The organism is Cellulomonas sp. P4_B5_2 (assembly GCF_056402235.1).
Window position 1 is genome coordinate 1 of the sequence record NZ_JBFUHU010000094.1, and the last position, 21,433, is coordinate 21,433.

Consider the following 21,433-nt stretch of genomic DNA (forward strand, 5'->3'; position numbering starts at 1 on the left):
ATGCGGACCGGTCCGCTGTACAGCGGGGGCGCGGCCACGGCCGCCTCGATCCGGGCCGCACCGTCGTCCGGGTCGAGGGCGCCGGACTCCGCCTCGTCGGCGACGCCGAGCACGTCCTGGACCTGGTGCAGGCGCAGCTGTCGCCAGCCCGCCGACGACGCGGCGGTCTGCATCGACGTCCGCCCGGGCACCGAGACGAGCAGCGCGGTCGGCAGCGCGATGACCTCGACGTCCGGTGCGCCGTTGATCGCCGCGACCCGCTCGAGCGTGCGGGTCACCTGGACCACCGGCGCGCTCGAGTCGATCATCGCCTCACCCAGGACCATGAGGAACCGGACCGTCGCCACGGTGTCGGCGGACGGCTCCGTCGGGAGCGCGACGGCGTGCGCGTCGTCCAGCACGCCGATCTCGGTCGTCGTGGCCGCCGGTTCGAGGGCGGCCGAGCCGGGCACCCCCACCGGCCGGAGCCTGCGGTTGCGCCGGAACAGCAGCGCCAGGGCGATGGCCGCGAGGGCGAGGACGACCACGGCGGTGACGATCGCCCCGAGCGGGATCGTCGAGCTGGTGACGGCGGGGTCCACGGTCCACGGCACCTCGACCACCACGGTCTCGGTGGGCACCGGCTGCGGCGCCGGCGACTCCTCGGTCGGGGTCGGCACGGGCTCGGCGGTCGCCGTCTCCGTGGGCGTGACCACCTCCGTCTGCTCGGGCACGGGGGTCGTCGGTACGTCGGTCGTCGTCGGCGTCGGCTCTGGCAGGGTCTGGCTGGGGTCGGGTGACACCTCGATGCCGGTGGCTCCCGGGTCGGGCGACACGCCCGCGCCGAGCACGGTCACGAACCGACGAACTGTGCGTACCGGGCGAGGATCAGCGGCCAGTCCGTGAACTTGGGCCGGAACTGCGCGTTCTGCTCGTCCCAGCCCTCGTGCGCGAGCTCGATGCGCGTCCCGCCCTCGTCCAGCGGCACGAACTGCACGGAGATCCGGCTCGGGTGCGCGGGATCCTGCCCGAGGGTCGAGGTGTGCACGACCAGCGCGCCGCGGGCGATCGCCAGCACGCGGCCCCACTCGACCTCACCGAGCGCGGCGTCGACCAGGTAGACGCGTCCGCCCACCCGCGCCTCGATCCCCGCTCCGCGGAACCCGGCCGGGTCGGGCGTGTAGTCGGGGTGCCACCACCGGCCGATGTCGTCGACCCAGGCGTCGAACGCCTCCACCGGCGTGCAGGCGACGACGAGGTGGTGGCGGATCGGCTCCATCAGGCCACCGGGTCCTCGTCGCCGTACACACCCAGCCGGAGCGTGCGCGCGTCGGTGGCCAGGATCTGGGGGGTCGCCGCCAGCAGCGACTCCACGGTGTCCGTCCCGGCGCGCACGAACCGGCCGGACAGCGCGTCGAGCTCCCCGTCACCGAACGCCCGGACCAGCTCCGCGACGGCCTCGACAGGCGTCCACGCGGTCCGACCCTCGTGCAGCGGCATCGACGTCGTCATCGCCGTCTCGACGTGCCCGGGCGCGAGGTCGAGCACCCGGATCCCCTGGTCGCGGTACTGCGCGTCGAGCTGCGTGGTGAACCGCGCGAGCGCGCCCTTGCTGATCGCGTAGCCCGTGTAGCTGGTCATCGCGCGGTGCCCGGCACCGGAGTTGAGGTTCAGCACCCGGCCGTCACCGCGCGCGAGCATCCCCGGCAGCACCGCGTGGGTGACCAGCAGCGGGCCGCGCACGTTCGCCTCGATCACGCGCCAGGAGTCCTCGACGTCGTCGTCCACGAACGGCACCTCGGCGCGCTCGATCACCCCCGCGTTGTTCACGAGCAGCCCGATCCCGCCGAGCTCCTCCTCAACCCGGGCGACCGCGTCGAGCACCGCCGTGGCGTCGATCAGGTCGGCGGCGGCCACGCACACGTCCCCGCCGATCTCCTCGGCGACCGCGTCGAGGTGCGCCCGCGTCCGGYCGACCAGCGCGACCGCGTACCCGGCCCGGGCCAGCCCGAGCGCGATCCCCCGCCCGATCCCGCGGCCGGCGCCGGTGACCAGCGCGGTCCTCATCGCACCGCCTCTACGGCCTCGCGCAGCCGGTCCAGCGTGACCTTCCCGTGGAACCGCGTCCCCCCGACGAACACCGTCGGCGTCCCGCGCACGCCCGCCTCGATGCCGGCCGAGTAGTCGGCGGAGATCGCCGGGGCGTACTCCTGCGCACCGTCTCCCGCCACCTGGTCGGGGTCGATCCCGAGCCGCACCGCGGCCGCACGGAGGTCCTGGTCCGCGAGCCGGTCCTGGTGGCTGAACAGCTCGTCGTGCATGTCCCAGAACTTCCCGTGGGCTCCCGCCGCCTCCGCCGCCAGCGCGGCCGACAGGGCAGACGGGTGCACCTCGAACAGCGGGAAGTGCCGCCACACCAGGCGCACCTGCCCGTCGGACGTGTCGACCAGCTGCCGGAGGGCCGGTGCGGCGGCGCGGCAGTACGGGCACTCGAGGTCACCGAACTCGAGCACGGTGATCGGGGCGTCGACGCGGCCGTAGACGTGTCGCTCGGCGGAGATGTCGTCGGTCATGCCGTCGAGGATGCCAGGCTCACCGGCGCCGCGACCGCAGCGGCGGGCTCGCGGTCCCTGCTCCGGTCGCGATCCCCGACACCATGTCCCGCAAGGCGTCGGCCGCCGACCAGGCAGGCCGCCAGCCGAGCTCACGCTCCGCGCGCGACGTGTCGAGCAGCGGTGCGGCGAGGGCCATGTCCAACCAGCCGGGACCGACGGGCACCGCCCGCGCGTGCCACGCGGCCGCGAGGAGCCTCCGGGTGCCGGCCACCTCGACCTCGCGCAACCGCCCGCGCGAGACGACGTCGGCGACGTCCTGGCCGCGCAGCACGTCCGGCGCGGCGACGTTGAACGGCCCTCGCACGCGGCGGACGACGGCCTCCCGGTACGCGGACGCGACGTCGTCGGCGTGCACCGCCTGGAGCCGCAGCCCCGCGGGCCAGGGCAGTACCGGCAGGTGCCCACCGATCGCGCGCCTGGGCGCCCACGGGCCGAGGAAGTACCGCGAGATCTCGTGCCCGGCCGCCCGCTGGAACACGAGCGCCGGCCGCACCCGGGCGATCGCGAGGTCCGCATGCACCGCCTCGAACTCGTCGAGCGTCCGCTCGACGGCCGCCTTGTCCACGCTGTACGACGACGACCGCACCCCGCCCGTCGCCCAGCCCTCGCCGCGAGGGACGTCGTCCGGAGCGGGCGAGTAGGCGCCGACGCTCGATGCGGCCACGACGTGCGGGACTGCCGCCCGCCGCGCCGCGTCGAGGACGTGCCGGGTGCCCGACACGTTGACGTCGTGCAGCCGGCGGCGGTCGTGGCTGGGCTGGATGGCCCACGCGAGGTGGACCACGGCGTCGGCGCCGGCGAACGCGGGGACCAGGACGTCGACCGCGGTCGGCGAGGCGACGTCGCACTCGACCCACGTGGCGACGTCGTACGGGGCCGGGGGCGTGCCTCGGGGCACGCGCCGGGCGACGCCGACCACCGAGGTGACGGAGGCGTCGTCGCTGAACCGCCGCAGGAGTGCCGTGCCGACGTTCCCGCTGGCACCGACCACGACGACTCTCATGCGCACACGCTCGCACCAGTTGCGCCCACCCGCATCGCGGACCGCGTCCTCAGAGGTCCGGGACCACGTCGACGACGTCGCTCGGCCCGAGCACGGCCCCGTCGTCGGACGTCACCCCGTCGACCACGAACGAGCACCGACCGATCAGCTGGGCCAGCTCGCCGCCGTGCCGGGTGAGCACCTGCGCCCGCAGCTCACCGACCGTCGAGGCGGGCACCTGCTCGGCGACGGTGCCGGCGGCCTCGGCGGCAGCCGCCGTGTAACGGACGAGCGCCATGGCCACATGCTGCCACCGCAGAGGGCGTCCGACTATGCGCAGAGCACCGCGTCGACGGCCTCGACCAGGAGCTCGGCGGCACGCTCCGGGTCGGCGGTCGCGGCCGGCAGCGCGGTCACCGCGACGGTCACGGATCGGCCGTCCGGTCCCACGCCGCCGCCGGTCTCGTACCCCGGGATGCTGCCACCGTGGCCCCAGGCGACCCCGCCGCAGCTCAACGGGGTGCTCATGAGAGCCAGGCCGTACCGCATGCCGTGCAGCTCGGGCATGGTCTCGACGGTCGTCTGCATCTGAGCCAGCAGCGCGGGCGGCAGGAGCTCGCCACCCATCAACGCCACGAAGAACGCGTTCAGGTCGCTCGGGGTGGAGACGATGTCGCCCGCGCCCCACGCCCACGCCGGGTCGAGCACCGTGATGTCCTGCAGCTCGCCGCCGGGCTCGGACGCGTGGTAGCCGAGCGGGTGGCGTTCACGCAGGGTCTCCTCGCCGCGCTCCGGCACGTACGTGTCCCGCAGGTCCAGCGGCTCGACCACCCGGTCGGTGATCACCTCGGCCAGCGGCCGGCCGGTGACCCTCTGCACGATCAGCCCGGCGACCACGTAGTTGGTGTTGCTGTAGTCCCACCGCTCCCCGGGTGGCGTGCCCGGCTGCGTCAGGGCGAGGTCGAGCAGCTCGCGCGGCTCGACGTAGTGGTGCCTGGTCGACAGGAAGTCCAGGTTCATCACGGCGGTGTAGTTGGGGATGCCGCTCGTGTGCTGCAGGACCTGGCGGACGGTGATGAGGGAGCCGTCGACGCCGTCGCCGTGCACCAGGCCGGGCAGGTAGGTCTCGACGGACGCATCGAGGTCGATCTCGCCCTCGTCGACGAGCTGCAGCAGTGCCACCGCGAGGAAGGTCTTGCTGTTGCTGCCGACGCGCACCTGGCCGTCGAGCGGCACCCGGGCGCCCGTCTCGAGGTTGCCGACGCCGGCGGCGTAGTCACGACTGTGTCCGCGCGCGTCCTCGTACGTCGCGAGCGCTCCGGGGAAGCCGGCGTCGCGGACGAGTCCGTCGAGCTGCCGCTGCACCTCGCGCGACGCGGGCGGCGCGGACCCGCCGGAGGCGTAGGCGGGTGTGCCGGCGACGAGCGCACCGGTCGTCGCGACGGCGCACAGCGCGGCGACCGTGGCGACGGCGCGTGCCCGGCGGTACCGCTGCGGGGTCGAGCTGCTGGCGGGCGGCTGGACTTTCATGAGATCTCCTCGGAATCGGATGATCTCAGCCTGTCGACCGGCGGCAGCCGTCCACCATGGAGCACTCCCCCGAGCCGGGGTGGGGCAGACCCCCGGTCCGCCGCGTCAGAACAGCAGGTGCTCGCGTGGCCGGCCCTTGGCCTCGAGCCCGAGCAGGAACCGCTTGCGGTCCAGCCCGGCGGCGAACCCGGTCAGCGACCCGTCCGCTCCGATGACCCGGTGGCACGGCACCACGATCGCGATCCGGTTGCGCCCGTTGGCGGCACCGACCGCCCGCGAGGACGTGCGCGGATCCAGCCCGATCTCCGCGGCCAGGTCCCCGTAGGAGCGCGTCTGCCCGTACGGGATGCGCAGCAGCCCCTCCCACACCCGGCACTGGAACGTGGTCCCCACGAAGTGCAGCGGGAGGTCGAACTCGGTCCTCGTCCCAGCGAAGTACTCGTCGAGCTGCGTCTGCACGTGGTCGAACTCGTCGTCCGCCCGCTCGCCGAACGGTCCTTGCACCGGTTCGTACTTGGAGTCCGGGAGCAGGAGCGCCGACAGTCCGCCGTCGTGGGCGACCAGCGTGATGGGGCCGAGGGGCGACGGCACGACCGTGTGCACGATGCGGACCTCCTCGAGGAGCCGCAGATCCTGTGTCACGTCGTCCTGGACCGTCATGGTCGCCATCATTCCCCCACCCACTGACACGCCCGCCCGTCGCGCGCTCTCGAGGAGAAGACGCGCGACCCGCGAACAGCGCCCGCTCGGCCTCGACCACCCACCGCAGCGGGTCGAACGCGGAGGCCACCTTCATCCACTGCGGACCGGTCTCGAGCGGCAGGAGCATGCCGGACAGGATGAGCAGCGGGAACAGGACCGTCTGCTGGACCGCCCAGAACATCCACTCCTGCTTGCGCACCGCGATGGCCAGCGCGTAGCTGAGCGAACCCAGGCCGACGCCGAGCACCGCGAGCATGGCCAGCCCGAGCGGACCTCCGACGGGGTCGGCGCGGAACCCGAACGGCAGCATCACCAGGATGAGGATGATCGCCTGGGCGACCAGCGGGACCATCTCCTTCAGGGACCGGCCCACCAGCTGCGACGACCGCGACAGGGGCGTCACGAGCAGCCGCTCGTGCGCTCCGGTCTGCATCTCGAACTGCAGGTTGGCGCCCGTGGTGGACGTGCCGAACAGCGTGGTCATCACGAGGATCGCCGGCACGAACCACTGCCAGACCTCGGCTCCGTCGAAGCCGGCGGACGCCCCGACGGACCCGGCCAGCAGGGGGCCGAACAGGCCGAGGAACACCAGCGGCTGGATGAGGCCGAAGACCACCGAGAAGGGTTCACGGACGACGGGCCGGAGCTCGCGGGTCATCACGAGCCAGACGTCCGCGAGCCACGGGCGTCGTCCGGTCGTCGTGGCGGTGCTCGGCCGGGTGGCGGTGATCGTGCTCATGCTGCTGCCTCCTGCGTGGCGTCGTCGCTGCTGTCGCTCGTCTGCGGACCCTCGTCGCGCAGGCTGCGGCCGGTGAGGGCCAGGAACACGTCGTCGAGAGTGGGACGCACCGCGAGCGCCTCGAGCAACGGTGTCCCGGCGGCGGAGGCGGCGAGGACCAGCTCGGGGACGGCGGCCGCGGCATCGGCCACCCGCGCCTCGATGCGGGCACCGTCGACGGTCACGTCGCGGGCACCCGGCAGCGCCTCGACGATCGTCGCGACCCGGGAGGCCGTCCCGCCGACCGCCGCCTTGAGCACCACGCGGTCGCCGGCCAGGGTCCGCTTGAGCCCGTCGGCGGTGTCGTCGGCGATGACCTGGCCGTGGTCGACCACCACGACGCGCTCCGCCATGGTGTCCGCCTCGTCGAGGTAGTGCGTGGTGAGCACGATCGTCATGTCGTGCTCGGCGCGCAGCCGGGTGATGTGGTCCCACAGGTTCGCGCGATTGTGCGGGTCCAGGCCGGTGGTCGGCTCGTCCAGGAACAGCAGCCTGGGCGCGTGCACCAGGCCGAGCGCCACGTCGAGCCGCCGACGCTGGCCGCCGGACAGGTCGCCGACCTTGCGCCGCGCCAGCGAAGTCAGGTCGAGCGCCTCCAGCAGCTCCCCGGTACGCCGCCGTGCCGCCGCCCGGTCGAGTCCGTAGACCTGACCCTGCATCGTCAGCTCGTCGCCCGCGCGCTGCTGGTGGCCCGCGCCGTTGCCCTGCCCGACATAGCCGATGTGCCGCCGGACGGTCGCCGGCTCGGCGACGACGTCGACGCCCGCGACCGTCGCGGTGCCGGAGGTCGGGCGGATCAGGGTGGTGAGCATCCGCATCGTGGTGGACTTGCCGGCACCGTTCGGTCCCAGCACCGCGACGAGCTCGCCGGGTGCGATGTCGAGGTCGATCCCGCGCACGGCGTGCACGGTCTCGGTGCGGCTCACCACGAAGTCCTTGGTGAGTCCTCGCGTGTGGATCATGGGCTTCTCCCTCGGTCGATGGGTACGGGACCACCCTGACCTCCATAGCGGCCAGTTCCTGTCCTCTATCGGTGCCATCCTGAGGACATGTCAACGCCGTCCTCCCGCCTCCTCTCGCTCCTGTCGCTGCTGCAGGCGCGCCGCGACTGGCCGGGCGGCGTGCTGGCCGACCGCCTCGGCGTGAGCCCGCGCACCGTGCGGCGGGACGTGGACCGCCTCCGCGAGCTGGGCTACCCGGTGCACGCCACGAAGGGTCCGGACGGCGGGTACCGGCTCGATGCCGGCACGCAGATGCCACCCCTCCTGCTCGACGACGAGCAGGCCGTCGCGCTCGTCGTCGTCCTCCAGACCGCGTCGACCGGGGTCGCAGGGGTCGACGAGGCCGCCGTGCGGGCGCTCGCCACGCTCCGTCAGGTGATGCCCGCGCGGCTGCGCACCGCGGCCGACGCCCTCCAGGTCACGGCCGTCACCCGCCGCGGCAACCTCCCCCAGGTCGACCAGCACGTGCTCCTGGCCGTCGGCGCCGCCGTCCGTTCCCGCGAGGTCCTCCGGTTCGACTACGAGGGCGGCACGGATGCTGGTCCGCGGCCCGCCCGGCGCGCCGAGGCGCACCACCTGGTCACGTGGGGCGACCGGTGGTACCTGGTCGGGTACGACCTGGAACGCGCCGACTGGCGCACCTACCGCGTCGACCGGATGACCCCCAAGACGGGATCCGGCCCGCGGTTCGCCCCCCGCCCGCTCCCGGCGTCCGACGTCGCGGCGTTCATCGCCGAACGGTTCGCTGCGGTCACACCGTGGCCGTGCCGGGGCGAGGCGGAGGTCGACATGCCCGCGACCGAGGTCGCCACCTGGGCCGGTCGGGACGCCCTGGTGGAGCCGCTCGACCAGGACCGCAGCCGCGCCGCGCTCAGCGCGTGGTCGTGGGACGGGGTCGCGGCCCGGTTCGCCATGTTCGGCGTTCCGCTCCGCGTCATCGGTCCCCCGGAGCTCGCCGACGCGATGCGCCGCCTCGCGGACCGAGCGACGGCATCCGTCGGCGCGTAGCGCGACCGACATCAGCCACGGTTCAGGCGATGCCCACCTCGATCGCCGGATGCCGCGGGTCGTCCACGTGCACGACGACGTCCGCCACGTCCCCCGGCACCATTTCCGCGTCATACCGCGCGAACGCGGGCAGGGTCCACCGGTCCTCCTCCGCGGTCCGTCGCTGCAGGGTGGCCGGCCGGACCGCCAGATGCACCGCGAGCTCGGCGTCGAGCCACCGACCGAGCAGCAGGCTGCCGTCGAGCACCAGGACCGCCTCGTCGGGAGCCTTCTCGTACCCGGCACGCGTCGCCCGGTCGGTCCGCGGGTCCCAGAGCGTCGGCAGGTAACGGCCGGACGCGGCGAACGGATCGAGCACCTCACGCCCGAGCGCGCCGGCGTCGAGCCGGTCCTCCAGGTACGCRTCGGCGTCCTGCCGTCCGTGCTCGAACCGGAGGGAGGCGGGCCGCAGGAAGTCCTCGGCGTGTACCCGGACCACCGGTCGACCCACCGCTCGCAGAGGCTGGACGAGGGCATCGGCAAGCACCGACGGCATCGTCGGCGGAGCCCCGTCGACGAGCACGCGCGCCCATCCGGGGCACTCCCTCACGCGATCGACGAGAAGGTCGACGAGCACCTCCTGCGTCACGGGCCGGATCTGGCTCAGGGCTGCCGACCCTCGGTGTCCCCCGCGGCCTGCTCGCGCTCGTCGATGACGTCCTGCCCCGGCCCGGAGAAGTGCCGCGACCGCTCGAGCGCGTCGATGCTGCCCGTGAACAGCCGCGAGTCCTGGCCGCCCGTCTGGATGGTCTGCGTGTCGTCGGCCGACCACCCTCCGGGGACGGGATGGGTCGGCGTCGGGGCGGTCTCGGGGCGCGCTGCCCGTCGGCCCGATGCCGGTGCGGGCGCGGTGCCCTCCCAGCGGGTCTTCGGCAGGCTCTGCGGCGCCTCCCGCTGGAGCCAGCCGACCAGCCCCTCGCGCACGTAGCAGCGCAGGTCGAACAGGGTGGGCGCGTCGACCGCGCTGGCCAGCGCCCGGACGCGGACCAGACCGCCGACGGCGTCGGTGACCTGCAGGATGCCGACCCGCCGGTCCCACAGGTCGGTGTCCAGCAGCAGCCGCGCCAGCTCGGTGCGCATCGCCTCGACGGGAACCTCCCAGTCCACGTCCAGCTCCACGGTGCCCAGGAGGTCGGCCGCGCGCCGCGTCCAGTTCTCGAAGGGCGTGGTCGTGAAGTACGTGGACGGCAGGATCAGGCGGCGGTCGTCCCAGACGTGCACGACGACGTAGGTGAGCGTGATCTCCTCGATCCGGCCCCACTGGTCGCTGACCACCACCACGTCGTCCACGCGGATGGCGTCGGTGAAGGCGAGCTGCAGGCCGGCGAACACGTTGGCCAGCGAGCTCTGGGCGGCCAGGCCGGCGACGATCGAGATGAGCCCGGCGGAGGCGAGCAGGCTGGCACCGAGCGTGCGGGCCGAGGGGAACGTCAGGAGGATCGCGGCGATCGCGCAGAGCACGAGGATGGCCACAGTGATGCGTCGGAGCACCTGGACCTGGGTGCGGACACGGCGGGCGTGCCGGTTGTCGGCGACGTCGATCCGGTACCGCTGCAGCGCGGCGTCCTCGAGCACGAACGCGAGGCTGCCGATCAGCCAGGCCACGGTGATGATCAGCGCGATGAGCAGCACGTGCTCGACGGTCCGCGTCCAGTCCGACGGGTCGGTGCTCAGCCGCAGGGCGATCCACACGGCGACGACGAGCAGCACCGCGCGCATGGGACGGCGCGAGCGTCGGGAGAGGTCGGCCGCGACGGCGGACTTGCGCGCCACCCGGCGGACCAGCACGGACAGGAGCGTCGCCGCGAGGTAGGCGACCACGACGGCGGCCAGGAGCGAGAGCGTCGGGACGACGACACCCTGGACGTCATCGGCCACGGTCTCGTCGGTGGCGCCGCGGAGCAGGAGGGGGAGCACGCCTCTCAGCGTAGGCAGTGCCCGGACGTAGGTGCGCCCCGTCCCCCGGTCAGGGGGGCGGGGCGGCACCGTGCGGCGGCTCGCCCGCCCTACCGCATCCTTTCCATGTGTCGATCTTGTGTTGGCAAAGAAGGTCGACGCCGGGATCGTATGGATTCGACCAGACCGAGGAGACCATGAGCCCCGCCGTCGTCGTCCGACGCCCGTTCGACCCCGCGCCCGCCCTGGCCTCGCTCGTCGCCCACGCGGTGCCGGGCGTCGAGTCCGTCGCGGGCAGCACGGTCCGCCGGCTCGTGCGGCTCGGCGGCGCTGTCGTGCTGGTCGAGGCGACCCTGAGCGCCGACCGGATCGACGTGAGTGCCGCGGCGGGCACCCCGGCCGAGCTCACCGCTCTGGCCGAGCGCTGGTTCGGCCTGGCCGACGACCTCGACCTGGTGCTCGACGCCTTCGATGACGACCCCGTCCTCGGCCCGCTCGTGCGCGCCAGGCCCGGGCTGCGGATCCTCGGCCACCCGGACGGCTTCGAGGCCGCCGCCACCACGGTGCTCGGCCAGCAGGTCTCGCTCGCAGCCGCGCGCACGTTCGGAGGGCGGCTCGCCGCCGCCTACGGACGACCCGGGCCGGGCGGGCTGATCCGCTACCCCTCGCCGGAGGAGCTCGCCGGCGTGGACCCGGTGGAGCTGCAGGCCGTCGTGCGGATCACCCACTCGCGCGCGCGGACCCTGCACGCCCTGGCGCAGGCGTGCGCGGACGGGCTCGCTCTGGTGCCCGGCAATCCGGACGCGCGGTCACACCTGCTCGCCCTGCCCGGGATCGGTCCGTGGACGGCCGACTACCTCGCGCTGCGGGTGCTCGGCGACCGGGACGCGCTGCCCGTCGGCGACCTGGTCCTGCGACGGGCACTCTCCGCCCAGAGCGCGGCGGAGGTGGCGCGCACGGCCGAGCCCTGGCGGCCGCTTCGGGCGTACGCCGCCGTGCACCTGTGGGCCGCCACCGCGTACGGCCTGTGAGCAGGGGGAACGCGTTCCGATGACGGCACGGTCACGATTCCGACCGGCACCCACCCCCGCTGTCACGATTGCGTCACGCGCCCCCCGCGGCCACCCCCGTTCGCCCTACGGTCGCCGCATGACGCCGACGACGACACACCCTGCACCGCAGCTCCGCGCCCGGTCCACCCGCCTCATGGTCGCCGGCATCATCGCCCTGACCGCTGTGCTCGGCGGGTGCAGCGCGAGCGGAGACGACATGAGCGCCGCCGACGAGGGCGGCACCTCGGGCGCGCTCGGCGGCGAGGCCCGCTCCGGCACCGCGGAGCAGCCGGCGGACGGCAGCGTCGAGCAGGCCGCGAGCACGGCCGACGCCGACCGGCAGGTGATCCAGACCGGTGACGTCCGGATGACCGTGAAGGACCCGCTCGACGCCGCGGACGCGGTGGTCGTCCTCGCGGAAGGTGCTGGGGGCCGCGTCGACGACCGGTCGGAGCACGCCGCCACCAAGGACGACGTCGGCACGGCCGAGCTGACCATCCGCCTGCCCGCCGAGGAGGTCAGCCGAGCCGTCGACGGTCTGCGCGAGCTCGGCACGATCGACGAGCTGAACCTCACGAGCGAGGACGTCACGGGCACGGCGCAGGACCTGGACGCCCGCATCCGGGCGCTCCAGCTCTCGGTGGCGCGGATGGAGGACCTGCTGACCCGGGCCACCACCAACGAGCAGCTCATCGCGGCGGAGAGCGCGCTGACCGAGCGGCAGTCGAGCCTCGAGCAGCTGCAGTCCGAGCGGGCCCGGCTGGCCGAGAAGGTGCGCCTGTCGACCATCCACGTGGTGCTCTACGGCCCCGAGCTCGCGCCGGTCGCGCCCGTGGAGCCGGAGACCGGACCGCAGTCGTTCCTCGACGGGCTGGCGGCCGGCTGGGCCGCCCTGGTCGACGTCGCGAGCGGGTTGGCTATCGTCGTCGGTGTGCTCCTCCCCTGGCTCGCGTTCGGCGGTGCGGTCGCCGCGCTCGTCGTCGCCGCGGTCCGCTGGAACCGGCGTCGCCGCGCCACGGGCCCGATCGGCCGGCCGGCGCCCGCCGTCGTGACCTCGGTGCCGGGGCCCGTCCCGCCCGACGAGCACGAGCCCCGCTGACCATGGCGATGTTCGCGCTGCTCCACGTGCGCGGTCCGGCCGTCCCGGACGGCCAGACGGTCGGGGAGCAGGCGGGCATCGCCGGGCACTACGCGTTCCTGCGACGGCGTCACGCGGCGGGTCAGCTCGTCCTCGCCGGCCCGTTCCTCGACACCGAGGGCGCGGGGATGACCATCCTCGAGGTGGAGTCCGCCGAGGAGGCCCACCAGCTGGCGACGCAGGACGACCAGGCGGTCGTCGACGGCGTGCTCGCGGTCACGGTGCGGCCGTGGCGCGTGGTGATGTCCCGGGACTAGCCCGCGGCCGCGCGGCGCACCGCGTCCACCGAGCGCGCCACGTCCTCGGCGTCGGTGGACCAGTTGCTCACGGACACGCGCAGGATGTCCCGGCCCTGCCAACGGGACCCGGACATCCAGGTCACCCCGTCCGCGAGCACGCGCCCGGTGACCTCACGCGTGCGTTCGTCGCTGTCGAAAGCGACGCTGACCTGCGTGAACACGACGTCGTTGAGGATCTCGGCGCCGTCGATCGCGCGGATCCCGTCGGCGATCGCCCGCGCGTTGGCCGCGAGACCGTCGACGAGGTCCTCGACACCCGTCCGGCCCAGCGACCGCAGCGCCGCCCACAACGGCACGCCTCGGGCGCGGCGGGACAGCTCCGGCACCCGCTCCATCGGGTCGCCGGCGCCCTGGAACGCGGCGAAGTACTCCGCGTTCATGCCGAACGCCCGCCGCAGCGGCTCGGGGTGCGCGACGATCGCGAGTCCGCAGTCGTACGGCACGTTGAGGGTCTTGTGGGCGTCGGTCGCCCACGAGTCCGCCCGCTCGTGGCCCGCCAGCAGTCCCCGCAGCCGCGGGGAGGCCGCCGCCCACAGCCCGAACGCCCCGTCGACGTGCACCCAGGCACCATGCGCGTGGGCCACCTCGATGGCGTCGGCCATCGGGTCGAACGCGCCCGAGTGCAGGTTGCCGGCCTGCAGGCACACGATCGTCGGGCCATCGCCCGCGGCCAGGGCCTCGGCGAGGGAGTCGACGACCAGCCGCCCCTGACGGTCGGCGGAGACGGCGGTCGGTGTGCCCAGCCCGAGGTAGCGCAGGGCGAGGTCGAGGGTGCCGTGCCGCTCCTCGCCGACGAGGACCCGGACCCGCGGACCGCCCGCGAGGCCGTCGCGCTCGACGTCCCACCCGGCGTCGGTGAGCACCTGCTGGCGTGCCGCCGCCAGCCCGGTGAAGTTGGCCATCGTCGCGCCGGTCACGAACCCCACGTCGGCGCCCGCCGGCAGCCCCAGCAGCTCCAGCGCCCACGCGGCCGCGGCCTCCTCCGCCGCCACGACGCCCGGCGTGGCGTGCCGCATCGCGGTGTTCTGGTCCCATGCGCTGGTCAGCCAGTCGGCGGCGAGCGCGGCCGGGAGCGTGCCGCCGATGACCCAGCCGAAGAACCGGCCCGAGGGCATCCCCATGAGACCGGGCTCGACGCCGGCGGCGAGCTCGTCGACGACCGTCTCCGGGGCGGTCGGGCCGTCCGGCAGGGGGCCGCCGAGCACGGCCGCGAGGGCGTCGGCGTCGGCGCGCGGTCGCACGGGACGCTCAGCCAGGGACGTCAGCCACTCGCGGGCGTGGTGCGTCGCGCGCTCGAGCGCCGGGGCGAGGTCCGGCCACCGTGCCGTCATGCCCACAGACTGCCACCGTGGCGCCAGACTGGACCGCGTGGAGCCCGAGGAGTGCCGGAGGCGGTTCGTCGCGGCCGAGCGCGCGGTGCTGGCGACCACGGGGGCGGACCAGCGCCCGCACCCGGTGCCGGTGACGTTCGCGGTGCTCGACGACGTCGTCGTCGTGACGGTGGACCACAAGCCGAAGCGCACCGTCGACCTGCGCCGGTTGCGCAACATCCGGGAGAACCCGTCGGTCGCGTTCCTGGTCGACCACTGGTCGGCCGACTGGTCGGACCTCTGGTGGGTGCGCGCGGACGCGACCGCGGTGGTGGCGGACGGGGCTCCGACGCGGGCAGAGCTCGCCGCGCTCCAGGAGCGCTACCCCGCCTATCGGGAGGTCCCGCCGGGCGGTCCGCTGATCCGCGCCCGCGTGACGCGCTGGACGGGCTGGAGCGCGGCGCGCACGTGACGCAGTTCACCCGGAGGTTCRTCCCGCCTGCCGGGGTTTGCGCCACCGGGTCACCCGGACGGGCGAGTCTGGCGTGCGGGCGGCTCATTACCGTCGAGGCACGTCTGATCACGGGGGGCGGCTGAGGAGGCGGACGTGAGCGCAACGGGCAAGGACCCGCAGTGGCGCGACGCCGAGCGGTTCGCGGAGCGTCACGCCCGGACCGTCCTCGCGCGGACCGACGTCCGGGTGACGGGACCCGGCTCCGCCGTCGAGCTGGACCTCGTGGGCATCGACTTCGCCGCCCGCGTCGAGCACCGCCGCAGCCCCGTCGGTCGCATCGACCTGGAGGACCTCCGCGCCGCGGCCGGCTCGTTCGTCGCCGTCTTCTACTCCCGCTCCGGCTTCACCAAGACCGCCGTGCTGTGGGCCGAAGAGCGCCGCATGGCCCTGTTCGGGTACACCGACACCGGCTACGCGAGCCCGGCGAACGCGTGCGCGGTCGAGCTCGTGCAGCGTGCCCAGGCCGAGTCCGAGCACCACGTGCGCGTGGCCACGGAGGTGGTGTCACGCCGGTCGACCGAGGCGCGGCAGGAGGTCGAGCGGCGCGAGCGCGAGGCCCTGGCCGACGAGCTGCGCGCCGAGGACGAGGCCCGCCGGGCGGCGGAGCGTCGCCGGATCCAGCGACTGCGCTCCGAGACGCTGCTGAGCCGGACCGTCGTCCTGCTGCTGCAGATCCAAGTCGTGCCCGGCACCCTGACCGCCACGATCGACCGGCTGGCGCGCTCGACGATCGTCTCGGCCGTCGCCGACTCCGCGGAACGCCTGTCCATGGGCGACCGGCCGCACGCCGTCGCGCTCGTCCGCTCGATGTTCGACGACGCGGCGGCCGCGCTCGAGGTGCTCACCTTGCCCACGGCCCGGGACACGACGAACTACCGCACGTCGGTGCAGGCCATCGACCGCGGTCTCGACGCGCTCGACGCGGCGAACGGCGTCGGCTCCGTGGGGCACGTGGCGCCCGAGCTCGTGGCCTCGCAGCTGCGGGCGGCCGAGCGGTGCTGGCGCGCCGTCGTCGACGAGCTGACCAAGGCRCTCCCCGCACCCAGCCTCGGCGACGTCCCCACACCGCGCCGGCCGCGACACCTCACGCCGTCGGGCACCGTCTGACCGGCTCGCCCTCCGTCAGCCGGCCGTGCCGGGCGCAGCGGGTGCCGCGGGCGCCCAGCGCTCGGCGGGCATCAGGATCCACAGCAGCGGATAGACCAGGAGCTGGCTGCCCGGGACGACGAACAGGATGAGCACGAACAGCAGCCGCGCGTGGAACGGGGCGATGCCGAAGCGTCGGCCCAGGCCGGCGCACACACCGCCCAGCACACGGCCGTCGACCGGCCGGACGAGGCCCTGTCGAGCCATGCCGTCGTGGATGCTGCCCATGGTGCTGCTCCTCTCGCGCCGGCCAGTGCGACCGGACTCCCCCAGCATGCCGCCACGGGCGTGCCGACCGCATCGGTGATCGCCCCGATCCCCACCCTGAGATGCCCTACTTGTTGCCCTCCCCCTTGCCCGGGTCCTTGGGCTTCCCCTTCGGGGTGGGGGGCGCAGGGGCGGCCGGTTGCTCGGCCGCCTTCTCGGCAGCAGCCTGCTCAGCCGCGGCCTGCTCCGCTGCCGCCTGCTCGGCGGCGGCCTGGTCGGCTGCCGCCTTCTGCGCGGCCAGGTCGGTGGCCACCTGATCCAGGGCCGCATCGATCTCGCGGTACCGCTGCGTCGACACGTCGCCCGCATCAGCTCCGGCGTCCAGTGCGGTCCGCGTCTCGGCCAGCAGCGCCTGGGCGTCGGCCCAACGCGCCTCCGCGGCCGCCTGCGAGACGGCGAGCACCGACTGCTGGAGCGTCTGCGCGCGGTCGTCCGTCAGCTCAGGGGTGCCGGCGCACGATCCGCACAGCAGGACCGTCGCGACGACGAGCGCAGCCCACCCGGCGCGGCGCCTCACGGCTCCACGCTCTCTTGGAGCTGCGTCAGGGACTCGCCGAGCGTGCCCTCGACCGACGGGTAGGCGGGAGGCTCGTGCGGCGTGCCGTCACCCGACACGAGCTGCCCGACGAGCAGCGCGCCGCCCACGAGGAGCACGGCGGCTCCCCCGACGAGGGCGGCCCGGCCGGACCGGACGCGCGCCCACCGGCGGGTCGGGGGCTGGCCTGCGACAGGGACTGCCCGCGTCGGCGGAAGCGGGTCGTCGCCCGGGCCCGGTACCGACGGGAGGACGAGAGTCTCGTCGGACGGAGAGGCCGCGATCGCCGCGAGGTCGTCGGCCACCTCCCGGGCGGTGGGACGCTCCTCCGGTGCCATGCGCGTCATCCGCGCCAGCACGCCCGCGAGCCGAGCGTCGAGCTGGTCAGGGATCGCCGGGGCGGTGGTGAGCCGGGCGGCCGCCACCTCGGCCGCCGTCCCGGAGAACGCGGGACGTCCGGTCACGCACTCGATGAGGACCAGACCGAGCCCGTACACGTCGCTCGGTGGCCCCAGAGCGCTGCCGGTCGCCTGCTCCGGGCTCAGGTAGCTCACCGTGCCCAGCGTCATCCCGGTCATCGTCAGCCGGGTCGCACCCTCGAGCCGCGCGATCCCGAAGTCGGCGAGCTTCGCGGTCGTCCCGCCGCTCCCCAGGGTCAGCAGGATGTTGGCCGGCTTGATGTCCCGGTGGACGATCTCGCGCTCGTGCACGAACGCGAGCGCCGAGGCGACCTCCTGGCCGACCTCCGCAGTCTCCTCGACGCCGAGCACGCCCTCCCGCAGCCGTTCGGCGAGCGTCGGCCCGTCCACCAGCTCCATCACGAGGAACACCTGCTGCGACCCGTCGTCGTGGTGCACGGTGCCGGCGTCGTGCAGCGTGACCAGGCCGGGATGGCTGAGCGTGGCCAGCACGCGGATCTCGGCACGGTTGCGCAGCAGGTCGTCGGTGTCCTCGTGGACCGGCGGGAACACCTTGACGGCGACGTCACGGTCCAGCAGGAGGTCACGCGCTCGGTGCACGGTCGCCATGCCGCCCCGGCCCAGGACCGCGTCCAGCCGGTACCGGTCGCCCAGCACCTCGGGCTCCGGCGCATCGTCCACCGGGTCCGGGCGCGACCCATCGACGTGTTCCAGCATGTGGCCAGACCTTAGGCGCGGTGGGTCGCACCCGCACCCCGGGACCGGGCGAATCGGGGCGAATGCGTGGGACCTTGTGCCCTGGTCCGTCGGCTCCGCGGCAGCGCACGCTCGAAGCAGCTGCCGATGTGGGGCAGACCGCCACCAACGGGGCGCAGCACCGACGGCGAAGGAGCCCAGTCGTGAACGAGACCTGGAACGTGGCGATCTACCTCTTCGCCGACGACGACACGACCCACGGAGTGGTCACCGGGGCACACGCCGTCCTCACCACGTCGACGGGCGCGACCCTCGACGGCTGGGGCCGCGCGCAGTTCAGCTCCTACGACCTCGACGTGCCGGAGGTCGGCACCGAGCTCGCCGCCGCGCGCGCCCTGCGCCAGCTGGCCGACCGGCTGCTGCAGGCCACGTCCGACGATCTCGAGGACCTCGAGGTGCACGAGATCCACCTGGTGCGATGACGGAGACGCACCTCCTCACGCGGGATGCGGCACCGCGCGCCCGGCGCTGGTCGCTCGCGCTCGCCGGTCTCACGGCCGCCGGCGCGATCGCCGGCGTCCAGGGCTTCCTCTCCGGTCAGTTCGAGCCGCTCGTGGACCAGCTGGACTTCGTCGACGGCCCCGCAGTCCCCGCGCTCGCCCTCGGACTGTGCGTCGGGCTGCCGCAGGCGGTCGCCCTGACGCTCGGGCTGCGCCGACACCCACGCGCGCCCGAGGTGAGCCTCGCCGCGGGCGTCGTCCTGACCGGGTGGGTGCTCGCCCAGCTGCCGCTCATCGGCTGGGGGTCGCCGGTGCAGTGGGTGTTCTTCGCCGTGGGGCTGGGCGAGTCGGCCGCGGCAGCCCGATGGCTCGCAGGGTCGAGGGGACGTGCGTAGGGCACGGAGAGCCGATCCGTCGGGGCAGGCCGGACACGCATCGGACGAGCTGGTGGTCGATGGCGGGCAGGGCCGCAACGCGTCGCGGCTGAACTGGCTGCGGGCCGGGGTGCTCGGCGCCAACGACGGGATCATCTCGACCGCCGGCCTGGTGCTCGGTGTCGCCGGCGCGACCTCCGCGATCGGGCCCATCCTCACCGCGGGCATCGCGGGGCTGGTCGCGGGCGCGGTGTCCATGGCGCTCGGCGAGTACGTGTCGGTCAGCAGCCAGCGCGACGCCGAGCGGGCGCTCATCGCACAGGAGCGCACCGAGCTCCGCGACGATCCTGAGGGCGAGCTCGCCGAGCTCACCGCGATCTACCGCTCCAAGGGCATCTCGCCCGAGACCGCGCGGGTCGTCGCTCTCGAGCTCACCGCGCACGACGCCGTCGCCGCGCACCTCGACGCCGAGCTCGGCCTGGACCCCGACGCCCTCACCAACCCGGTGCACGCCGCGGTCTCGTCCGGCATCGCCTTCACCGCCGGCGCGATCCTCCCTATCGCCGCGGTGGCGCTCGCGCCCGCGTCCGTCCGCGTCGCGGTGACGTTCGTCGCCGTGCTCGTCGCACTCGCGCTCACCGGGCGGATCAGCGCGACGCTCGGCGGGTCCGGGCAACGGCGGGCCGTCCTGCGGCTCGTGGTGGGCGGCGCGCTGGCCATGGCCGTGACCTACGGGATCGGGCAGCTGGTCGGGATCAGCGGGATCTAGGTCGGCGACCGCTCAGTCGTGGGCCGACCCGTCGTCCGAACCGCTCTGGGTCCCGTCGTCGTCGGAGTCGATCCGGGGCTCGGGTGTACCGGCCACGCACGTCCCGCTCAGCTTGGTCTCGGCATCGTCCCGGTGGAGCTCCACCTCGACGCGCTCCGGGCCTGCCCCGCCGACCTCGACGGTCCATCCGTCCGACGGGGTGGCGTACAGCAGCGTGATCACCTCACCGCGGCAGGAGACCGCGACGATCCCCCCGGGCACGGTCCAGGTGCGGGCCACCTCGGCCGTCGTGGGCGCGGGAGCGGTCGTGGGTGTCGGCTCGGCCGTCGGTGTCCCGGCCGGCGTCGGCGTCCCGGACGGCGCAGGCGTCCTCGGGGCGCGAGCCTGCACCAGTGCCGCGTCGACCTCGGACTGGCTCAGCACACCCGTGCGCTCCCCGGAGTCGACGACGGCGAGGGCGCGCCACGTGATGGCGCTCCCGACGACGACCGCGAGCACCCACGTGAGCACGGCGACGACGCCCACGCGGGTGACCCGGCGCGGGCGTCCCGTCGGTGTCGCGGTCCGCATGGCCCCATCGTGCCCGGCCGGCCGGGAAAGGCGGGGTTAAGGCTACGACAAGGCTGCGCGCGTCGGGCTGTGTGACGGTCATCGCCGCCGTCGATGGCCTACCGTCCGGGGTGTGGCCGACGTGCTCATCATCGAGGACGACGCGACCATCCGGACTGCTCTCGTGCGCGCCCTGTCGGCTCGCGAGCACTCCACGATGACCGCGCCGACGGCACTCGACGGTCTGCAGAGCCTCGTCGCGCACCCGCCCGACGTGGTGCTCCTCGACCTCGGCCTGCCCGATCTGGACGGCGCGTCGCTGCTCGCGATGATCCGTGCGGTCAGCGCCGTCCCCGTGATCGTCATCAGCGCGCGCGACGACGGGGCGGGCATCGTCGCCCTGCTCGACGCGGGTGCCGACGACTACCTGGTCAAGCCCTTCGCCGCCGACCAGCTCGAGGCGCGCATCCGTGCGGTGCTGCGCCGCTCGGACACCGCCCGTCCGCCCGGCCCGCTGGTCGTCGGGCCGCTGGTCGTCGACGCGCGCGCCAGGACCGCCGAGCTGGACGGCATCCCGCTCGAGCTGTCCCCCAAGGAGTTCGACCTGCTCAGCTACCTCGCGGAGCGCCCCGGCGAGGTGGTGGGCAAGCGCGAGCTGCTGTCGAAGGTGTGGAACCAGCCGTACGGCGGGTCGGACAAGACCGTCGACGTCCACCTGCACTGGCTGCGCCGCAAGCTCGGGGAGAGCGCCGACGAGCCGCGCCTGCTCCACCGGGTCCGGGGCGTCGGCGTGAAGCTGGTCCCCCCGCCGTGAGGGGCCTGCTCGTCCGGTACGGCGTGGCGATGGCCTCGGTCGTCCTCATCGCCTTCCTCGTGCCGCTCGGTCTGCTGTCGCGCTCGCTGGCCGCCGACCGGGCCCTCGCGGCCGCGCGCCAGGACACTCAGGGAGTCGCGGTGTTCGCCGGTGGGGCCGGTCAGGACGACGCCCGGCTGACGGCAGCCGTGCTCGGCGTCAACGACGGCGACCGTCGGACCACCGTCTTCCTCCCCGACGGCACGACGGTCGGCGCCCCGGCGGACCCCTCGCCCGCGGTCGAGCTCGCCGGCCGCGGGCGCGCACTCACCGCCCGCACGGACGGTGGGGTGGAGGTGCTCCTCCCGGTGGGCGGGACGGAGGGCGTCTCGGTGGTGCGCACGTTCGTCCCCGACGCGGTGCTGACCGACGGCGTGTCGCGGTCGTGGGCGGTCCTGGCGGCCGTCGGTGCGGCCCTGCTGGCGGGCGCGGCCGTCGCGGGTGATCGCGTGGCGGCTCGCCTCTCGCGGTCGGTGCGGGAC

The 21,433-nt window shown here is 74.4% G+C and carries 27 protein-coding genes and 1 pseudogene; 11 read left to right on the forward strand and 17 right to left on the reverse strand.

The window, feature by feature from the left end; genetic code table 11:
• The 10 genes and pseudogenes from AC1DUQ_RS08650 to AC1DUQ_RS08695 all read right to left on the reverse strand — a co-directional run.
• A partial coding sequence (locus tag AC1DUQ_RS08650) for a threonine/serine exporter family protein (protein ID WP_477073658.1) occupies positions 1–836 on the reverse strand: 836 nt, incomplete at its 3' end.
• Positions 833–1,258, reverse strand: a complete 426-nt coding sequence (locus tag AC1DUQ_RS08655; RefSeq protein ID WP_477061577.1) for an SRPBCC domain-containing protein — start codon at positions 1,256–1,258, stop codon at positions 833–835. The genes AC1DUQ_RS08650 and AC1DUQ_RS08655, both read right to left, overlap by 4 nt.
• Positions 1,258–2,046 (reverse strand): SDR family NAD(P)-dependent oxidoreductase, encoded by a 789-nt coding sequence (locus AC1DUQ_RS08660; RefSeq protein WP_477073659.1) that lies wholly within the window; start codon positions 2,044–2,046, stop codon positions 1,258–1,260. The genes AC1DUQ_RS08655 and AC1DUQ_RS08660 overlap by 1 nt, the downstream gene beginning before the upstream one ends.
• On the reverse strand, positions 2,043–2,552 hold the full coding sequence (locus tag AC1DUQ_RS08665; protein ID WP_477061575.1) for a DsbA family protein: 510 nt from the start codon (positions 2,550–2,552) through the stop codon (positions 2,043–2,045). The genes AC1DUQ_RS08660 and AC1DUQ_RS08665 overlap by 4 nt, the downstream gene beginning before the upstream one ends.
• Before the next feature lie 19 nt (positions 2,553–2,571).
• A complete protein-coding gene (locus AC1DUQ_RS08670; RefSeq protein WP_477061574.1) occupies positions 2,572–3,597 on the reverse strand; it encodes an NAD-dependent epimerase/dehydratase family protein in 1,026 nt (341 codons plus the stop codon).
• Between the two features lie 49 nt (positions 3,598–3,646).
• Complete coding sequence (locus tag AC1DUQ_RS08675; protein WP_477061573.1) at positions 3,647–3,874, reverse strand: MoaD/ThiS family protein; 228 nt, start codon at positions 3,872–3,874, stop codon at positions 3,647–3,649.
• A gap of 32 nt (positions 3,875–3,906) precedes the next feature.
• Positions 3,907–5,106, reverse strand: a complete 1,200-nt coding sequence (locus tag AC1DUQ_RS08680; protein WP_477061572.1) for a serine hydrolase domain-containing protein — start codon at positions 5,104–5,106, stop codon at positions 3,907–3,909.
• Between the two features lie 105 nt (positions 5,107–5,211).
• Positions 5,212–5,766, reverse strand: coding sequence for a methylated-DNA--[protein]-cysteine S-methyltransferase (locus AC1DUQ_RS08685; RefSeq protein WP_477061571.1), 555 nt, complete (start codon positions 5,764–5,766; stop codon positions 5,212–5,214).
• 88 nt (positions 5,767–5,854) lie between these two features.
• A pseudogene (locus AC1DUQ_RS08690) lies at positions 5,855–6,547 on the reverse strand (ABC transporter permease); the annotation flags it as partial.
• The gene (locus AC1DUQ_RS08695; RefSeq protein WP_477061569.1) at positions 6,544–7,548 is read right to left on the reverse strand and encodes an ABC transporter ATP-binding protein; all 1,005 of its coding nucleotides are present in this window, start codon (positions 7,546–7,548) and stop codon (positions 6,544–6,546) included. The gene AC1DUQ_RS08695 and the pseudogene AC1DUQ_RS08690, both read right to left, overlap by 4 nt.
• Before the next feature lie 87 nt (positions 7,549–7,635).
• Here AC1DUQ_RS08695 and AC1DUQ_RS08700 point away from each other — a divergent pair, with 87 nt between their 5' ends.
• The gene (locus tag AC1DUQ_RS08700) at positions 7,636–8,595 is read left to right on the forward strand and encodes a helix-turn-helix transcriptional regulator (protein WP_477061568.1); all 960 of its coding nucleotides are present in this window, start codon (positions 7,636–7,638) and stop codon (positions 8,593–8,595) included.
• Positions 8,596–8,617: 22 nt separating this feature from the next.
• Here the strand turns inward: AC1DUQ_RS08700 and AC1DUQ_RS08705 are convergent, their stop codons facing one another.
• Both AC1DUQ_RS08705 and AC1DUQ_RS08710 read right to left on the reverse strand, forming a co-directional pair.
• Positions 8,618–9,223: a nucleoside/nucleotide kinase family protein gene (locus tag AC1DUQ_RS08705; RefSeq protein ID WP_477061567.1), complete on the reverse strand. Its 606-nt coding sequence runs from the start codon at positions 9,221–9,223 to the stop codon at positions 8,618–8,620.
• A gap of 14 nt (positions 9,224–9,237) precedes the next feature.
• Positions 9,238–10,560 (reverse strand): mechanosensitive ion channel family protein, encoded by a 1,323-nt coding sequence (locus tag AC1DUQ_RS08710; RefSeq protein WP_477061639.1) that lies wholly within the window; start codon positions 10,558–10,560, stop codon positions 9,238–9,240.
• Positions 10,561–10,727: 167 nt separating this feature from the next.
• Between AC1DUQ_RS08710 and AC1DUQ_RS08715 the strand changes: the two genes are divergently transcribed.
• The 3 genes from AC1DUQ_RS08715 to AC1DUQ_RS08725 all read left to right on the forward strand — a co-directional run bounded on the left by AC1DUQ_RS08715 (position 10,728) and on the right by AC1DUQ_RS08725 (position 12,977).
• Positions 10,728–11,561: a DNA-3-methyladenine glycosylase family protein gene (locus tag AC1DUQ_RS08715; RefSeq protein ID WP_477061566.1), complete on the forward strand. Its 834-nt coding sequence runs from the start codon at positions 10,728–10,730 to the stop codon at positions 11,559–11,561.
• A gap of 118 nt (positions 11,562–11,679) precedes the next feature.
• Positions 11,680–12,681 carry a DUF4349 domain-containing protein gene (locus tag AC1DUQ_RS08720; protein ID WP_477061565.1) on the forward strand — a complete coding sequence of 334 codons (1,002 nt, stop codon included), beginning with the start codon at positions 11,680–11,682 and terminating at the stop codon, positions 12,679–12,681.
• Positions 12,682–12,689: 8 nt separating this feature from the next.
• A complete protein-coding gene (locus tag AC1DUQ_RS08725) occupies positions 12,690–12,977 on the forward strand; it encodes a YciI family protein (RefSeq protein WP_477073660.1) in 288 nt (95 codons plus the stop codon).
• Here AC1DUQ_RS08725 and AC1DUQ_RS08730 read toward each other — a convergent pair.
• Positions 12,974–14,350, reverse strand: coding sequence for a pyridoxal phosphate-dependent decarboxylase family protein (locus tag AC1DUQ_RS08730; protein ID WP_477061563.1), 1,377 nt, complete (start codon positions 14,348–14,350; stop codon positions 12,974–12,976). The genes AC1DUQ_RS08725 and AC1DUQ_RS08730 overlap by 4 nt on opposite strands.
• A 37-nt stretch (positions 14,351–14,387) precedes the next feature.
• Here AC1DUQ_RS08730 and AC1DUQ_RS08735 point away from each other — a divergent pair, with 37 nt between their 5' ends.
• Both AC1DUQ_RS08735 and AC1DUQ_RS08740 read left to right on the forward strand, forming a co-directional pair.
• Positions 14,388–14,801, forward strand: coding sequence for a TIGR03668 family PPOX class F420-dependent oxidoreductase (locus AC1DUQ_RS08735; RefSeq protein ID WP_477061562.1), 414 nt, complete (start codon positions 14,388–14,390; stop codon positions 14,799–14,801).
• A 135-nt stretch (positions 14,802–14,936) separates the two neighbouring features.
• Complete coding sequence (locus tag AC1DUQ_RS08740; RefSeq protein ID WP_477061561.1) at positions 14,937–15,950, forward strand: hypothetical protein; 1,014 nt, start codon at positions 14,937–14,939, stop codon at positions 15,948–15,950.
• 15 nt (positions 15,951–15,965) lie between these two features.
• Here the strand turns inward: AC1DUQ_RS08740 and AC1DUQ_RS08745 are convergent, their stop codons facing one another.
• The 3 genes from AC1DUQ_RS08745 to AC1DUQ_RS08755 form a co-directional block, all read right to left on the reverse strand.
• Positions 15,966–16,217 (reverse strand): PspC domain-containing protein, encoded by a 252-nt coding sequence (locus AC1DUQ_RS08745; protein WP_477061560.1) that lies wholly within the window; start codon positions 16,215–16,217, stop codon positions 15,966–15,968.
• Positions 16,218–16,323: 106 nt separating this feature from the next.
• A complete protein-coding gene (locus tag AC1DUQ_RS08750) occupies positions 16,324–16,773 on the reverse strand; it encodes a hypothetical protein (RefSeq protein ID WP_477061559.1) in 450 nt (149 codons plus the stop codon).
• A complete protein-coding gene (locus AC1DUQ_RS08755; RefSeq protein ID WP_477061558.1) occupies positions 16,770–17,927 on the reverse strand; it encodes a serine/threonine-protein kinase in 1,158 nt (385 codons plus the stop codon). Before AC1DUQ_RS08755 ends, AC1DUQ_RS08750 begins: the two co-directional genes overlap by 4 nt.
• Before the next feature lie 182 nt (positions 17,928–18,109).
• Between AC1DUQ_RS08755 and AC1DUQ_RS08760 the strand changes: the two genes are divergently transcribed.
• From AC1DUQ_RS08760 to AC1DUQ_RS08770, 3 genes are read left to right on the forward strand one after another with little or no spacing between them, the layout of a single operon-like run.
• Complete coding sequence (locus tag AC1DUQ_RS08760; RefSeq protein WP_477061557.1) at positions 18,110–18,388, forward strand: dsRBD fold-containing protein; 279 nt, start codon at positions 18,110–18,112, stop codon at positions 18,386–18,388.
• A complete protein-coding gene (locus AC1DUQ_RS08765; protein WP_477061556.1) occupies positions 18,385–18,801 on the forward strand; it encodes a hypothetical protein in 417 nt (138 codons plus the stop codon). Before AC1DUQ_RS08760 ends, AC1DUQ_RS08765 begins: the two co-directional genes overlap by 4 nt.
• Positions 18,802–18,853: 52 nt before the next feature.
• Entirely contained in the window at positions 18,854–19,549 is a 696-nt protein-coding gene (locus AC1DUQ_RS08770; protein ID WP_477061555.1) for a VIT1/CCC1 transporter family protein, read from the forward strand.
• 12 nt (positions 19,550–19,561) lie between these two features.
• On the opposite strand, the gene AC1DUQ_RS08775 is transcribed toward AC1DUQ_RS08770, so the two are convergent.
• Positions 19,562–20,119, reverse strand: coding sequence for a hypothetical protein (locus tag AC1DUQ_RS08775; protein WP_477061554.1), 558 nt, complete (start codon positions 20,117–20,119; stop codon positions 19,562–19,564).
• Between the two features lie 112 nt (positions 20,120–20,231).
• Here AC1DUQ_RS08775 and AC1DUQ_RS08780 point away from each other — a divergent pair, with 112 nt between their 5' ends.
• Both AC1DUQ_RS08780 and AC1DUQ_RS08785 read left to right on the forward strand, forming a co-directional pair.
• Positions 20,232–20,912, forward strand: coding sequence for a response regulator transcription factor (locus tag AC1DUQ_RS08780; protein WP_477061553.1), 681 nt, complete (start codon positions 20,232–20,234; stop codon positions 20,910–20,912).
• Positions 20,909–21,433 (forward strand): hypothetical protein (locus AC1DUQ_RS08785; protein WP_477073661.1); only part of this gene is annotated, 525 nt, incomplete at its 3' end. The genes AC1DUQ_RS08780 and AC1DUQ_RS08785, both read left to right, overlap by 4 nt.